This is a genomic window from Acidithiobacillus ferriphilus (assembly GCF_028215975.1).
Taxonomy (GTDB): domain Bacteria; phylum Pseudomonadota; class Gammaproteobacteria; order Acidithiobacillales; family Acidithiobacillaceae; genus Acidithiobacillus; species Acidithiobacillus ferriphilus.
On the sequence record NZ_CP116458.1, the window covers coordinates 2346461 to 2360910 of the forward strand.

Genomic DNA, 14450 nt, shown 5'->3' on the forward strand with positions numbered 1-14450 from the left:
GACGCAATGAGTGACTCCTTGCTGAAAGAGAGATAATCTGTCGTTACAATAACTCACAGAGTCGACAAAGAGAATATATCAACTCATGCTAGAAACGATCGCACTATACATTTTGGCAAGTATAATATTCAGCCAGGTCGTGCTTGCCATGCTCGTCCTTTGTCCACGCTGCAAATTGATCAGCCCGAATTTAGTCCGCCTGCCTCAAACCGCTGTCGCACGTCGCGAAATTGCCCTCACCTTCGACGATGGGCCAAATGAAGAAATAACCACTCAAATACTGGATCAGCTAGACCTGCATAACGCCAAAGCCACCTTTTTTTGCATCGGTGAGAAAGCTGCTGCGCACCCGAATTTAGTCGCCGAAATACTTCGGCGTGGCCATAGCGTAGAAAATCACAGTTATCGCCACAACATGCTTTTCGCGTTCGGCGGCCCAAGCGCATTAGCGAACGACATTGTTAAAGCACAAAAAGCTATCGAAGAGGCGACGCATGGGACAGCACCGCGTTTCTTCCGCGCGCCTTTTGGCTTTCGCAGTCCATTCTTGGGCGGGGTATTACGGCGCCTCGGTCTGCACCACGTCGCGTGGACTCGTCGTGGTTACGACACAACATCTCGAAATCCAGACACCGTACTCCGCCGCCTCAGCCGCAACCTGGCCGCCGGAGACATACTACTGTTGCATGATAACAAGCTGGGGCTGGTTGTGTTGCCCAGACTACTAGAGCTGTGTAGCCATAAAGAACTACGTAGCGTGTCTTTATCCATGATATTCAAGGACGTCAAAGCGCTCCCACAAATATACAAGCACACCGTTACAGGTGCTTGCGGTGATCACACATCATCGACCAATGCGCCGAGCTAACTAAATAAGTCAGTGTAGCCTTCATAGAAAGCTCCACTGGAGGAACGACGGATGACCAGAGAACAACAGATATCAAACGCAGATCCTGCGACACACGAATGCGACGTTCTGGTTATAGGTGGCGGACCGGCAGGTTCGACGATCGGTGCGCTGCTCGCCGAGCGCGGCCACCGAATCACCATACTAGAAAAAGCACATCATCCAAGATTTCATATAGGTGAGTCCCTGCTCCCCGCCAATTTACCGCTGCTGCAACAATTGGGTGTTGCCCAGGAGGTAGATCAGATCGGGATGAAAAAGTGGGGTGCAGAATTCAACTCACCCTACCATACAAAAAAAAGAGAAGCCTTCTTATTTGCCGATGCATGGGACAAATCCATGCCCATGGCCTATCAGGTCAGACGCGCAGACTTCGATGATATTCTGTTTCGCAATGCGCGCAAAAAAGGCGCGACAACGATTGAGGGATGCCGGGCCCGGTCGGTTGAATTTTTGCCGCAGGAGAAAGGTGCCATAGTTCACGCCCTCCGCGAGGATGGATCGACAGAAACATGGAAAGCACGGTTCCTGGTTGATGCATCCGGTAGAGATACATTTCTCGGAACATGCTTCAAGATCAAGCAGAATAACCCGAAACATAACAGTTCCGCCCTTTATGCGCATTTCCGTGGGGCACATCGCCTCCCTGCCAGTGAAGAGGGGCATATTTCGCTATTCTGGTTTGAACACGGATGGTTCTGGTTCATACCGTTAGCCGATGGAACCACCAGCGTGGGGGCGGTGGTATGGCCCTCTTATCTAAAAACGCGAAAGAAACCCGTGGAAGATTTTTTTGCGGACACTATCGCCATGTCTCCCGAGCTGGCGATGCGACTAGCAGACGCACGGCGCGTGACCGATGTCGAAGCTACTGGCAATTACACCTATATCTGCGCGCAAACCCATGGGGAAAGCTTCCTCATGTTAGGGGATGCATTCGCATTTTACGATCCGGTCTTTTCGTCGGGCGTCATGCTCGCGATGCAAAGCGCTTTTATCGGTGCCGATACTATTGATATTTGCCTGCGGCAACCGCGACGTGCCGCCGCCGCATTGCGTCACTTTGACCGGAAAAGCCGGCACGGGGGGAAGGTATTCTCCTGGTACATTTATCGCATTACACAGCCCGCCCTGCGCGATATGTTCATGTATCCGGGCAATCCGGCACGCACCAAAGAGGCCGTGCTATCCGTTCTTGCAGGAGATATTTTTGATAAAACACCGATTTGGACATCATTACGGTTCTTCAAGATGGTCTATTATCTGATGTCGATACGGCACCTCGGACGGTCTTGGGCCGCATACAAAAAGCGAAAGGAAAACATCAGGATTTAACCATGCGTGGAGATAAGGTCATGTCAACAAGCACGGGCACGCAGCTTACGCTTACCTACGCTCCGGCAGCAACGGCATTAAACAGGAATGCGCTGCGCACAAAAAATATTCTCGGTATCGTTTTGTTCAACAGCCAACTCACGTCAGGGATCGGTACCGACCAAAATAGTGGCATTATAAAAACACCCCTGACCATTTACGGAGCTGATATCTGTGAAATATGGAGTACGACCCAGCCCGTAATTCCTGGACATTATTTGGATATACGCTATCGGCGTAGCGCAACCCTTACTTTAGGCAGTATTGCCCTGGCTATAACAACACCGGTAGACGATGGCGAAAATATCAATCCCCCGCCCATTCAGTCGTGCGCTCAAGAAGCCTATCAGCAAATATTCAACCTCCTCCAAGAAATCGGCCATATTCACTTACTCCGCGTCTGGAATTTTTTACCCGACATCAACGGCGCCACGCACGGCCTGGAACACTATCGCCAGTTCAATATCGGGCGCCAAGGCTCGTTTATTGCCCACGATCGACTTTCCGAGGAAAATAGCATTCCCGCCGCGAGTGCCGTAGGGACATCCTCCACAAACTTAGTCGTACACTTTCTCGCCGGGCGGGACAAATCTGTAGCTCTGGAAAATCCCAGACAGATTAGCGCCTATCGCTATCCCAAAAAATATGGGCCATGCAGCCCTACCTTCTCGCGCGGCGGATGGCTCAATCTAGATCAGCAACATGCCTTATTTATTTCCGGAACCGCCAGCATTGTTGGACACGACACCTTGCATATCGATGATGTCGCCGCACAAACCCAGGAAAGCATACGGAACATTTCCGCGGTTATCGATGAAGCGAATCGCGTCGCCGGGCATCATTTACATACATTAGAGACGCTGAATTATCGCGTCTATTTTCGCAACATAGCGGACCTAACCATTATCCAGGCAGAACTGGATCGGCTTATCGCACCGGCGACGAAAACGCTATACATTCAAGCGGACATCTGCAGATCCGAACTTCTTGTGGAGATCGAGGCCACAGGCGGAGTCGTGCATTCATAAAAATCCCAGTCTCTACATTGCATGCTACCAGCGCTTTAAAAACGTTCTCCCCGCCCCTGGTACGCCATTCTCCAAATTGGAGATAGGCGTGTCCAGACGCCAGGTCGAGTGACATCACCGGCAAGCAATTTATTCCGTTCTGTTTTGGCTGGGATGCGCGCCGCACAGAAGCGTCTTATTAAGGGCCAAAACGGCCTTATACTTTATGACAACAACTCTCGATTTGAATCAGCGGATACTTTGCTGATAATAGTAATGGACACTAACACTCCGTAAAATAATGTCGCGCTGCACATTCCGAGAACCAAAATTAACAGCTTCGGCAGCAAGCGCGAAGCTGTTGACATAATTTACCTCCTGTGATACAAGCTAGGAAAATCTGGTAATTTATTTAAGATCCTTATTTCTGCTTAGGGCGACGTCAATGTTGGAGTGCATACCGGCTAAGGGTCAGATATTCATGCAGATACATGCTAGCCATGTGCCATTGCAGGCCAGACCATCACGACCAATGTCTCCATCCCATGAGATTTGTTGAAAAAATACGCTCCGCCAGAGAATATGTGGTATTCTACATTGGCCTCGCGCTCTTGGCGAGCGTTAGTCTTTTATGGTCTATTTTTGCACTACCCATGAATATTATATTTCCGATAAAACTTCGGAAATTAATTGGGAGATGGGTTATTTCCATGGGATTTAGGCTGTATCTGCGGACATTATCCGCTCTCGGTGCTTGCCATTTTGACATTAGCGCACTCGATACACTCAGCGATGAGTTACCGATGATCATCGCACCGAATCATCCCTCACTGCTTGATGCGATTATGATTCTTTCGCGCATGCCGCGCCTAGCGTGCATTATGAAAGCGGAATTGGTAGACAATCCATTTTTTGGCGCCGGTGCGCGCCTGGCTTGTTACATTCGTAATGACGCCTTACGCCACATGCTTCACCTTGCCGTCGAAGAACTACGTGGTGGCAGTCATTTGCTTCTTTTCCCGGAAGGCACGCGAAGTCATCCCCTTCCCATCGGAACCATACGGGGCAGCATTGCGCTGATTGCCAAGCAGGCCCATGTGCCCATCCAGACCATATTAATCACCGCAGACTCTCCCTTTCTCGGTAAGGGATGGCCCTTCTTTCGCAAGCCGGCCATGCCTATTCACTACCGTATAGAGATAGGTCGCCGCTTCGATCCACCAACGGACGTACGCCGTACGATAGTGGAACTGGAAACCTATTTTCACTCAGCTCTGGCAGGCAATCCCTTACCACCAAACGTCGCGTCAGCGGCAGCAGACGAATTGGAATGAAACAACCCTCCAGCACCCACTTATTGCTTATTCCGAGCTACAACCCCGGGCCCAAAGTCTATGCAACAGTGGCCGCGGCACGTCAACATTGGAACCCTGTCTGGGTCGTCGTCGACGGGAGCACCGACGGCACGGCGATAGGCCTCCAGGAATTAGCGCGCCGGGATGGTGGATTACGCATTCTCATCCTCTCCCATAACCGTGGCAAAGGAGAAGCTATACGATATGGCTTGGAGCAAGCCCAGGGACAGGGCTATACCCATGTATTGACGATGGACTCCGATGGTCAGCACCCCGCCGGGGAAGTCCCCGCATTTATGCAGGCGTCTGCCAACAACCCTGACGCCATGATTCTCGGCGTACCGGTTTTTGATGCCAGCGCCCCTGCTCTTCGGGTAAAAGGTCGTAAGATATCCAACTGGTGGGCCAACCTGGAAACATTAGGCGGGGGTATTGGCGACTCCCTGTTTGGCTTTCGCGTTTATCCCTTGGCCCCCCTCCAGCGCCTCATGCACAAACAGCGCTGGATGCGGCGTTTCGACTTCGATCCCGAAGCCGCTGTACGAATGTCCTGGATGGGAATCCGTATTATCAATTTACCGGCATCCGTGCGTTATTTTGAGACCAGCGACGGCGGGATTTCTCATTTTCATTACCTGCGTGACAACATTCTATTGACCTGGATGCATACCCGTTTATTTTTCGGCTTTATAATACGTCTGCCAATATTATTGGCGCGCCGGATACAGCACCAGCGTTAGCTGTCATATGCCCCCACTGTTCAGCATTTTCAAGTAGCAACGACCTCCCCATGTCGCCCTTGCGCATGAGGCAACCAGCGCCGCAACAACGGCGTGGTGACGACGGTGCTCACAATGGCCATAATGACCAGCATGGTAAAAGTTTTTTCCGAAATAGCCCGCATATCATAACCCACATTAATGACCACAAGCTCCATGAGTGCCCTGGTATTCATCATGACCCCCATTATTTTCCCCTGATGATGATTTAATCCTGAAATCCGCGCGGCGGCATATACTCCAACAAACTTGGAGATCGTCGCCGATATCAATATTAAACCACACCAAATCCACGGCCATACGCCATCGAGCGCAGCAATATTAGTTCGCAAGCCGGTATATGTAAAAAATATTGGCAGAAAAAAAACTGAAACGAAAGGGGCAACACGCGCTTGCCATAGCTTGGCGAAATCAGCTTCGTCATACAATATGACGCCCATAATAAACCCACCAAATATCGTGAATATCCCTAATGCTGAGGTAATCATACCCGAGATGAATATGCTCACCAGAACAATCCCCAGAAAAGTCGCAGATATCTCATGCCCGGCATTAAAGTGGCGGACCGCCCATTTCATGAGTGGGCGAACGAAGAAAAACCATGCCAGGACAAAAAGAAGAACGAAAAATACCTTGGCCAAAAATAAAGGGAATTGAAATTGCGCAAGCGCCAAGGCCGTTACCAGTGCGAGCAATAACCAGCCCACCACGTCATTTATCGCTGCGGCGCTGATGGCGATCACCCCGAGTCGGGATTTCGTTATACCCAGCTCCATCATAATGCGGCCGAGAACAGGAACAGCTGTAATGGAAAAAGCAGTAGCCACAAAGAGCGCCGAAACCCAGCGGTTCGCCTCCGGAGAAAGCAGAGGCGCGCTCATGAAACCCACGCCCAAACCCGTAGCGAATGGTAACAACAGGCTAGCCATTGCTATCCATAACACCACACGGCGATTGGCTTTTTTCTTAAGGTGCGAAAAGTCGAATTCCAGGCCGACCTGAAACATCAGCAAGATGAGACCTAACTGGGAAAGGACATCTAACGGCCCTGACGGAGTAGAATGGAAAACCCAAAGAGAAGGAACTGGCATTATCCAGCCGAACAATGAAGGGCCCAACAGAATGCCCGCGATAATTTCTCCAACAACAGTGGCCTGGGCTATCCTGGCAGCCAAGCTTCCCGCGATGCGCGCGGCCAGAATAATAATGCAGAGTTGTGCCAGGGTAAAAAATACGAGACGCTCGGATTGCTGGGTCGCCAAATCCGTATTCATACCATGGCACCATTGATAGATATAATCTGCCCGCTGATATAAGCCGCTTTTTCTGAGGCCAGGAAAGCTACGAGATCAGCGACCTCGGCCGGTTGCCCCGCCCGCCCCATGGGTACCATCTGGGTGATACGCGCGACATCAAAAGCCCGTGCACTCATTTCCGTGGCGATAATGCCGGGCGCGACGGCGTTGACGGTAATACCCCGACTAGCCACTTCCAACGCTAGCGATTTAGTCGCCGCATGTAGCGCACCTTTCGCTGCTGCGTAATTTACTTGTCCGCGATTCCCCATAAGCGCCGCCACGGAGGTAATATTGATGATCCGTCCCCAGCGGGTGCGGATCATGGGCATCAATACGGCCTGCGTAACATGGAAGAAGCCGTTCAACGAAACATCTATGACCTCCTGCCACTGCTGCGGACTGAGTCCTGGAAACACCGCATCATCGTGGATTCCGGCATTATTGATCAACACCTGTATCGGCCCCGACGCAATCAATTCCTGCACGGACTGGGTGGTCGCCTCGCGGTCGGTGATATCGAAGGCGGACACCGCTGCGCGACCGCCAGCGTCTCGGATGTACGCCGCCAACGCGGTAGCTTTTACCAGGTTGCGATGGGTATGAATAATGACGTCAAAGCCATCTGCGGCCAGCCTTTGGCAGATAGCGGCACCAATGCCACCACTCCCGCCCGTCACCAAGGCACGTTTACACATCAAGGGACTTCCTGTTGAGCCGCCACGAAAATAATGATTCGACCCTTAACAAGTATACGTCGGTCAGTGGAAATAACGAAGCTGTAAAGCAAACTACTGTGGGCCGCGAGCCTTGTTGCGCTGACCGCCAGATCGCCCTCGATATCGTCGAGGCGCGTTATTTCCATACATAATTCGCGGACACTCGCGAGGTAACCAGCACCGCTCCTTTGAGGCTCGCCACCTTCTTTCGTCCGTACCAATGCATCATGTACAGCCATGGCCTGTGCCGCATACTCGACACCGCAAATCGCACCCAGCCGTCCACCCGCGCGCAATGGGTTGCTTGTGCTTCGATGGCTGCTCGCGACACAAAGAATCTGTTCATCATCCCAGCGCTCTACGCAATCCAGCAAGAGCATATTGCCTTTATGCGGAATGTGATCAGAGATCCACTGACGACCTATCGACACGGCGCCACTTCAAGCACCAGATATTGAGAAGGTAAATACTCCAATACGATATTTCCGGTATCGCGCCTTGCGATGGATTGCAGCAGCGGCAGACAACGCGCCGCGGGGATGGCTCTGGAGAGATCGTCAAGCTGCGCGTCGGACATCGCTTGCCCAGGCCGCTCGACAAAGGGCATATCGCCAGAAATCCGGATCTGCGCCAGCGCGTTACCGGGCTGCGGCGTTACCGTCAATAACAGCGCAACCGCAAAAATATCGGGTACCGGGCGAGCGGCGTATAGCGGGAAGGGATAATCCTGATCACTGGCCACCAGCAACACGGGGGTACGGAGCGTCAGCAGCAGCGACACGGCTTCTAACAGGCCAGCCGCAAAACTCCCATCATAGGCGCTCACCACAGACGATGGCGCCATCGCGCCCGTCGCAATGCCCCAGTAACCAGAAATCGCGTTGTGCACGGAATTGTGAAACTGGGTGGGCGATATCAGATGGTCGCCTGCGGCCATCGCGGAACAAATGGCGTTGCAGATATCCCCATCGCCACCCGAAGAAGCAAACACCGATGCAGGCTCCGCAGGCAAGATACCCGCCATGGCACAGGCCGCATATCCCACCTGCAGTGCGGCCATGACCCCTCTGCTGGCGCGGCGTCGTTCTGCCGGGGGTAAGGATTCCGGCGACGATAATATCGCCTTTCCGGGCAGATAGGTATGTTCGCCCTTCAGTAAATATACGGCCTCTTGCCAGCTTTGGATGCCCGGCCCCAACACACCAATGCCTTCCACATACACAGGATGCATAGCAAAACCCCGGTTCGTTAAATGGAACGGCCAAAAATCAGGCTACAGTTACTACCACCAAAACCGAATGAATTACTTAACACCGTGGAGATCGCACCTCCCTGATTTTGTGAAATATAATTAATTTCCATCGCATGATCCCGCGGTCCGGTATATGGGCCCGACGGCATAAAGCCGTTTTGAATGGACAATACGCATATGGCCGCTTCCAAAGCACCTGCTGCGCCCAATGTATGGCCCGTAGCCCCCTTTGTCGAGCTGCAAGGTGTTGCGGTACCGAAGACATTCGCTATAGCGATTGCCTCTGCCGCATCATTCGCCACGGTGCCAGTACCGTGCAGATTAATATAATCAATATGTTCAGGGCCCAACCCTGCGGAGACTAGCGCGCGCTCCATGGCCAAGCGCGCGCCCAGACCCTCCGGATGTGGTGAGGACATATGATAGGCATCGCTTGACTCGCCGACACCCAACAACCAGACGGCTTCGCGATCCTGAGGACCAGTCACTCTCTCCACAAGCATATACGCAGCCGCCTCCCCAATAGAAATGCCCGCACGATCACCGTTAAACGGTCGACACGGCTCTTTGGCCAAAAGACCCAGAGACTCAAAACCATAGAGTGTCGTCGCGCATAATGAATCCACACCGCCCACCACCGCCGCATCAATCAAACCGCAATCTATCATCCGCTGGGCGGAGGCGAAGACCTTCGCACTGGAAGAACACGCCGACGAGACAGCCACAGCAGGCCCTGCAAGACCAAGCTTACGCCGGACAAATTCCGTAAGGGAATAAGGACTATGGGTACCGGCATATACGAATTCTGCCGGTAGCTGGCCATTCACTGCGTCACGATGTCGAAACGCCCACTCGGTACGTAACATACCGGCAGTGCTCGTTCCCAGGAAAACACCCACGCGTCGTCGCCCCCAGCGCCCGACGGCCACCTCAACAGCATCTGTAAAACCATCCTGAGAAAGTGCGAGCTGGGCCAAGCGGTTGTTACGACAATTGAAATCGCGCAGATCCGCATCCATTTCTTCGTCATCCACGCCAGCCACTTCACCGACCCAAGTGTCGACGACCACGTCGCGGAATACACAAGGCGCAAGCCCGCCCCGCCGACCATGCAATGCGGCCAAGGTCTGTTCCAGACCACGGCCAATGCAACTTGTAGCGGTCACGCCAGAAATCATCAGAATGGACATATATATTATAAATCAATGTGATATTGAAAGACCATTGTGATGGTGAAGCGGCTAAAAGTCAACGGGCACCTGCTGACCACACGCCTCCCGATGCCATCTTCGCTGGCAAACCCCGCCACAGAGGATGCTGGACGACACCTTATTCTGGGTTACAATCCCAAGGCTACGCTCGACGAGGGAGCACTGGCGGAAATGAGAGAACGGTGCACTCCTGACAACGCGTGCAGAGCGGATTAAAGCTACGCGCACCATTGGCAGACCAGCGGGATCTGACGTACAACGACAGTCAAAATGGAGACATTAAAGAATGGCCCTTACCCCAGAAGAAGCAGACTTAAGCCGTTTAATTATAAAATCCTTGAACCTGCCAGGGGACCCTTTGCAAGTAGATCCTGAGGCCCCACTCTATGGCGGCCCATTGGGCTTGGATTCTATCGACCTCCTGGAGCTGTCTATGGTAATCACCAAGAAATACGGGGTGATGCTATCTGGCGAAGGAGCCAATAAAACAGAGATATTCAGTTGCCTAAGAAACCTCAGTAATTACGTACAAAACCATCAAGCCGACTAAGCACAACGCTCGCGCTACAATAAACCTCTGCGCTCAACCAAGCTGGCAGAAAATAAAAGCGCCAATATCACGCCGGGAGCAACAGTGGCACCAATTGCCTGAAGGACTGGGACTCCGGAGAAGGCCAGCGGCGCAAAACCGATAACCGTGGCCATATTGGCAACAACCAAAGATAATAAAGTGCGTGACGAGCCTTCCCTATTCATCTGCCCGCCACGATCAAAGAATAGTGCGTAGTTAGACCCTACGGCAACTATCAACATCAGTCCAATGAGATTCATAATATTCAACTCGACACCCATCACCACAAATGCAGCTACTACCACAAGTACCGCAGCAATTAATGGTAACATGATTCGAACAACACGTATCACGGATCGGAAGACTGCTAACAATAAAATGATAATACCTAGAACACCGGCCAAAGAAAGCTTGAGCGCATTCCTGATATACCCAGAATAAAGCGTATTGGTGGCGCCAGAAATATCAACAAAGATAGCATCATCAATATGATGATGCATCATTGCGGCTTGCACTGCCTTAGAGTCAATCTTACCGGATGATGGCGCTATAATTGGTAACAACACGCTCCACTCCTGGCCATGATGCACAAGCATACTGTCGACAATCTGCTGAACACCCGCTGGCAGCTCAGCATAAGTCAGTAGCGGCAGCTTCCGCTCCCGCTCCACCGCTTGGACAAACGGGGAGAGCCGTGATGCTGACACCGGCAAACCGCGCACCGCCGCTTCTAAACGTGTGATCAGAACAGGTTCCGAAGGCAAAGCCGATCTCCGCTCCACCTGGGATTCCATGCCGGGCAAAAAACGAGTAGGTGTTTCAAAGCCGCCAATAATTCCAGAGATCTGGAGCCGTTCTAATAGCGGGTCAATTTTACTGGCATTTTCCAGAGCCAGGTTACGGGTTGCTCCGGAGACAACCAGCAAATATCCCTCATCAGGTATCCCCATATCCTTACGCAACTTCGCATAGAGTAACTGATCGGCTTTAGGAACTGGACTAAGCGCCGACAGTTCGTGACTCCAGATATGATCGCGATGGACAAGCAAAATGCCACTCGCAATGATCGTCAATGAAATAACGATCCATCTTGCGGACGACAGCATACGCATAACGTCGAGAAGAACATCACCCACCCGCTCGAAATCGCGCCGTTTAAAATGATGTGCGGGCAGCCTTGACAATACCAAGCGGGTAACACCTGCGGCGGTGAGTAGGCCAGTAATGGCATAGAGGCCAAGCTGGGCGAGCCCTGGCAGATTAGAAAACAGCAGACTGGCAAAACCGACCACTGAGGTAAAAACACCCAGCCTGATGATGGGCCAATAATTTTTTTTCCATAACTCAGCGCCGGTAGCCATTTCCCCGGTCTGCACAAAGAAATAGATTGAATAATCTACCGCTTCCCCGATCAGTGCCGTGCCGAATCCCAAAGTGATATCATAAACCATCCCAAAACCTAAAGACACCGCCGCGATACCAACGATAACGCCAGACATCACGGGCACAAGGCTGTATACGAGCACCACCAGAGACCGGTATACAAACAAAAGCAGCATAATAATTAATGTGCCGCTTATCAGCGACATCGACTCTGCGGCATGGACGATCGTATTGCGTGCCGCCACAGAAATCACACCCACACCAGTCAACTGTAATCTGGTACCTTGGCCAGAACTCCCCATATCCCTTTGCGCCAATTTGAATATCTTTTTTATGGTAGCTATCGCCTGTTGTTGTGCGTCGCTATCCGATCCCGGGAATCGCGTCTGCAACAAAAGCAATGCGCTATCTCCGGTCGACGATGCCCACACACCATCCAGGACTCGTGGTTTCGACATCCCACCTATCCCCTTGGCCATGCCAATCATGGCTCCAGTAGGGTCACTCGGGAAAAGCGCTGCCATTGCCTCCCCGCCGGGGCCAGCCAGGTTATTGAGCGTCTTTTCTATCGCATCGTGCAGACCTTTTACCGAAAATAGCTCTGGCTTGGTAGCTGCGCTCAACACATAGCGGTGCATGAACAAATAACTATATATTTGGGAATTTACGCCCGCATTCCCGTTACTCACAAGTTCAAATTGCTTGTACTTACGGAGATCGAGAACCATTTGCGCGGAAATACGCGCCCTTGTAGCAGCATCGCCGCCGTTTATTTCCACTAAAATCTTGCGTGAGAGCACACCATTGCGCAACTGTTCGTTCAACAGCTCCTGCTGTGCACTAGGTGATTTTGGCAAAAATTCGGATAGCGTAGACTCAAATTTTGTATTGATGATTACGCCAATGGCGCCGATTAGTATCGCCAGCCACACACCCAGAACCAACCATCGGAATTTTCTCATGGAGTAGACGAGTCTCTTATACTAATAAGCGACCAATCGTGATTTTTCTTTACAATCTCAATACTGCGTACCATGTGCCCGATACCACTAATGGTGACATGCTTAATCTGTTTTGCAAACTCATTTTGCTTCGGTATCAGAATTAACGTCCAGCTATTTCTGTTGCCTTTAAGCGAAAGCATAAAATGCGTCTCTAATAACCCCATATTTCCGGTCAACACCCCGCGAATGCTGTCGACAAAGGCGAGCAATTCTGGGTGATCGTCCAATTGAATAATATATTTACCCATAGTGAGAATATTGCCTTGCACCAGCATCATCTGATCGCTGGGTTTGACAGTATGCATCTCCAGAGTATCCGGTGCCACAAAGCGCATATTGCCAGATGATTGTATTGGCTTATCCAGAAAGCCAATATATTTTGTCTCTACAAAAGAGGCATGGCTAGACTTCACTTGCGCCAACGCATGCATTAATTCTGTTATGTTCCAGTCTGTCGCGCAGGCCGTTTGTGTTATCACGGAACCCCCGAGGAAAAACGCGAGCACGGTACCAATGACATATTTTCTGGACAGATGGAATATCCGCCGAAGCACCATAAATCTGATAAATAACCGGTGAATAGCGGGCGCGGTGACCGCGGCATGGGACTCCAGTTGACTGCGCCTGGCATTCATTTCACATAATCCTTTTTCATTTTAATATTATTATTTTCTTCCCAAAAATCATAAAAGTTAAACCAATTATAAGGAGCCGTATGGCAATGTTTTTCAACCTCATTGACATATTTCAACATCGCATCCTGAATAGCCTTATCCTGATCCGCTTTCTCTACAGAAGAGAAATCGGCAATCTGCGTTATGAAAATTTCATAGCGCCCTGGATCCGTATAAAGACCGGCCATGAAATACAAAGGCCGATTGAGCAGCGCCGCAATACGAAAAATGCCGATCGGCCATGCGGCGGGCTCTCCGAGGAAAGGGATGATCCGTTTTTTCTCTGTCCCTACAGACCGGTCACCGAGGAAACCGACCAACGCACCCCTTTCCAATTGCTCCTGAACACGCAGCACCGTGTCCCAGCGGCCTAGCGGGATAATATTAGGCCGTTCTCCGATTTTCATACTCGCCAGCGTGGTATTGAGCTTTTTTGCATTATCCTCATACATAACCATCACCACCGGCACCCCAGGATACTTCAGTCCGACAGACCGCAATACCTCAAAACTGCCCAGGTGCGCACCCACCAATAGGGCTCCAGGCATGCCGGCAATCGCCCGCTCCACGTCTTTGGACAAATGCAACTGAATAGTAAACGGTGAATCATCGTTACTGAGCAGATACACTCTATCGTGAATCGTCGTCGCAAATGTCAGGAAATGACGATAGATATCTCTGGCATCGGCGCGGTGCCCGAGAACGCGGGTAAGGTAGGCCCGGGAAGCAACCCGCGCAGAGGGCGCAAAAAGCAAAAAATAGCCCGCAATCAAGTATAAGACCACACGACCAGCCGTCCTTCCCAACTTTTTTGAAATCCAGATCATCAGATGCAGCATAAATCGGCTGCCCCGCTCGGGACTCCTAAACCACTCGCTATCAGGCGATTGTCGAACAGTGCTGAACCGGTGAACCATTA

At 51.5% G+C, this 14450-nt stretch carries 14 protein-coding genes; 6 read left to right on the forward strand and 8 right to left on the reverse strand.

Annotation, left to right across the window (positions count from 1 at the left end; all coding sequences use genetic code 11):
* Positions 1-85: 85 nt before the first annotated feature.
* The 5 genes from PJU76_RS11780 to PJU76_RS11800 all read left to right on the forward strand — a co-directional run bounded on the left by PJU76_RS11780 (position 86) and on the right by PJU76_RS11800 (position 5383).
* Positions 86-868: a polysaccharide deacetylase family protein gene (locus tag PJU76_RS11780; protein WP_271779673.1), complete on the forward strand. Its 783-nt coding sequence runs from the start codon at positions 86-88 to the stop codon at positions 866-868.
* A 51-nt stretch (positions 869-919) separates the two neighbouring features.
* Positions 920-2242, forward strand: coding sequence for an NAD(P)/FAD-dependent oxidoreductase (locus tag PJU76_RS11785; protein ID WP_271779674.1), 1323 nt, complete (start codon positions 920-922; stop codon positions 2240-2242).
* Positions 2200-3309 (forward strand): chorismate transformation enzyme, FkbO/Hyg5 family, encoded by a 1110-nt coding sequence (locus tag PJU76_RS11790; protein ID WP_271779675.1) that lies wholly within the window; start codon positions 2200-2202, stop codon positions 3307-3309. Before PJU76_RS11785 ends, PJU76_RS11790 begins: the two co-directional genes overlap by 43 nt.
* A 524-nt stretch (positions 3310-3833) precedes the next feature.
* A complete protein-coding gene (locus PJU76_RS11795; RefSeq protein WP_271779676.1) occupies positions 3834-4622 on the forward strand; it encodes a lysophospholipid acyltransferase family protein in 789 nt (262 codons plus the stop codon).
* Positions 4619-5383, forward strand: a complete 765-nt coding sequence (locus PJU76_RS11800) for a glycosyltransferase family 2 protein (protein ID WP_271779677.1) — start codon at positions 4619-4621, stop codon at positions 5381-5383. Before PJU76_RS11795 ends, PJU76_RS11800 begins: the two co-directional genes overlap by 4 nt.
* A 29-nt stretch (positions 5384-5412) precedes the next feature.
* Here PJU76_RS11800 and PJU76_RS11805 read toward each other — a convergent pair whose 3' ends face one another.
* From PJU76_RS11805 to PJU76_RS11825, 5 genes are read right to left on the reverse strand one after another with little or no spacing between them, the layout of a single operon-like run.
* Positions 5413-6696, reverse strand: a complete 1284-nt coding sequence (locus PJU76_RS11805) for a cation:proton antiporter (protein WP_271779678.1) — start codon at positions 6694-6696, stop codon at positions 5413-5415.
* Positions 6693-7415 (reverse strand): 3-oxoacyl-ACP reductase FabG, encoded by a 723-nt coding sequence (fabG, locus tag PJU76_RS11810; RefSeq protein WP_271779679.1) that lies wholly within the window; start codon positions 7413-7415, stop codon positions 6693-6695. Before fabG ends, PJU76_RS11805 begins: the two co-directional genes overlap by 4 nt.
* Positions 7415-7867: a 3-hydroxylacyl-ACP dehydratase gene (locus PJU76_RS11815; protein WP_271779680.1), complete on the reverse strand. Its 453-nt coding sequence runs from the start codon at positions 7865-7867 to the stop codon at positions 7415-7417. Before PJU76_RS11815 ends, fabG begins: the two co-directional genes overlap by 1 nt.
* The gene (locus PJU76_RS11820) at positions 7858-8667 is read right to left on the reverse strand and encodes a beta-ketoacyl synthase chain length factor (protein ID WP_271779681.1); all 810 of its coding nucleotides are present in this window, start codon (positions 8665-8667) and stop codon (positions 7858-7860) included. Before PJU76_RS11820 ends, PJU76_RS11815 begins: the two co-directional genes overlap by 10 nt.
* Before the next feature lie 17 nt (positions 8668-8684).
* Positions 8685-9878 (reverse strand): beta-ketoacyl-[acyl-carrier-protein] synthase family protein, encoded by a 1194-nt coding sequence (locus PJU76_RS11825; protein ID WP_271779682.1) that lies wholly within the window; start codon positions 9876-9878, stop codon positions 8685-8687.
* A gap of 307 nt (positions 9879-10185) precedes the next feature.
* Between PJU76_RS11825 and PJU76_RS11830 the strand changes: the two genes are divergently transcribed.
* On the forward strand, positions 10186-10449 hold the full coding sequence (locus PJU76_RS11830; RefSeq protein ID WP_271779683.1) for a phosphopantetheine-binding protein: 264 nt from the start codon (positions 10186-10188) through the stop codon (positions 10447-10449).
* Positions 10450-10463: 14 nt separating this feature from the next.
* Here PJU76_RS11830 and PJU76_RS11835 read toward each other — a convergent pair whose 3' ends face one another.
* The 3 genes from PJU76_RS11835 to PJU76_RS11845 are packed head-to-tail and all read right to left on the reverse strand — an operon-like array spanning position 10464 to position 14448.
* The gene (locus PJU76_RS11835; RefSeq protein WP_271779684.1) at positions 10464-12815 is read right to left on the reverse strand and encodes an MMPL family transporter; all 2352 of its coding nucleotides are present in this window, start codon (positions 12813-12815) and stop codon (positions 10464-10466) included.
* A complete protein-coding gene (locus PJU76_RS11840) occupies positions 12812-13492 on the reverse strand; it encodes a LolA family protein (protein ID WP_271779685.1) in 681 nt (226 codons plus the stop codon). The genes PJU76_RS11835 and PJU76_RS11840 overlap by 4 nt, the downstream gene beginning before the upstream one ends.
* Complete coding sequence (locus tag PJU76_RS11845) at positions 13489-14448, reverse strand: LpxL/LpxP family acyltransferase (RefSeq protein WP_271779686.1); 960 nt, start codon at positions 14446-14448, stop codon at positions 13489-13491. Before PJU76_RS11845 ends, PJU76_RS11840 begins: the two co-directional genes overlap by 4 nt.
* Positions 14449-14450: the final 2 nt, after the last annotated feature.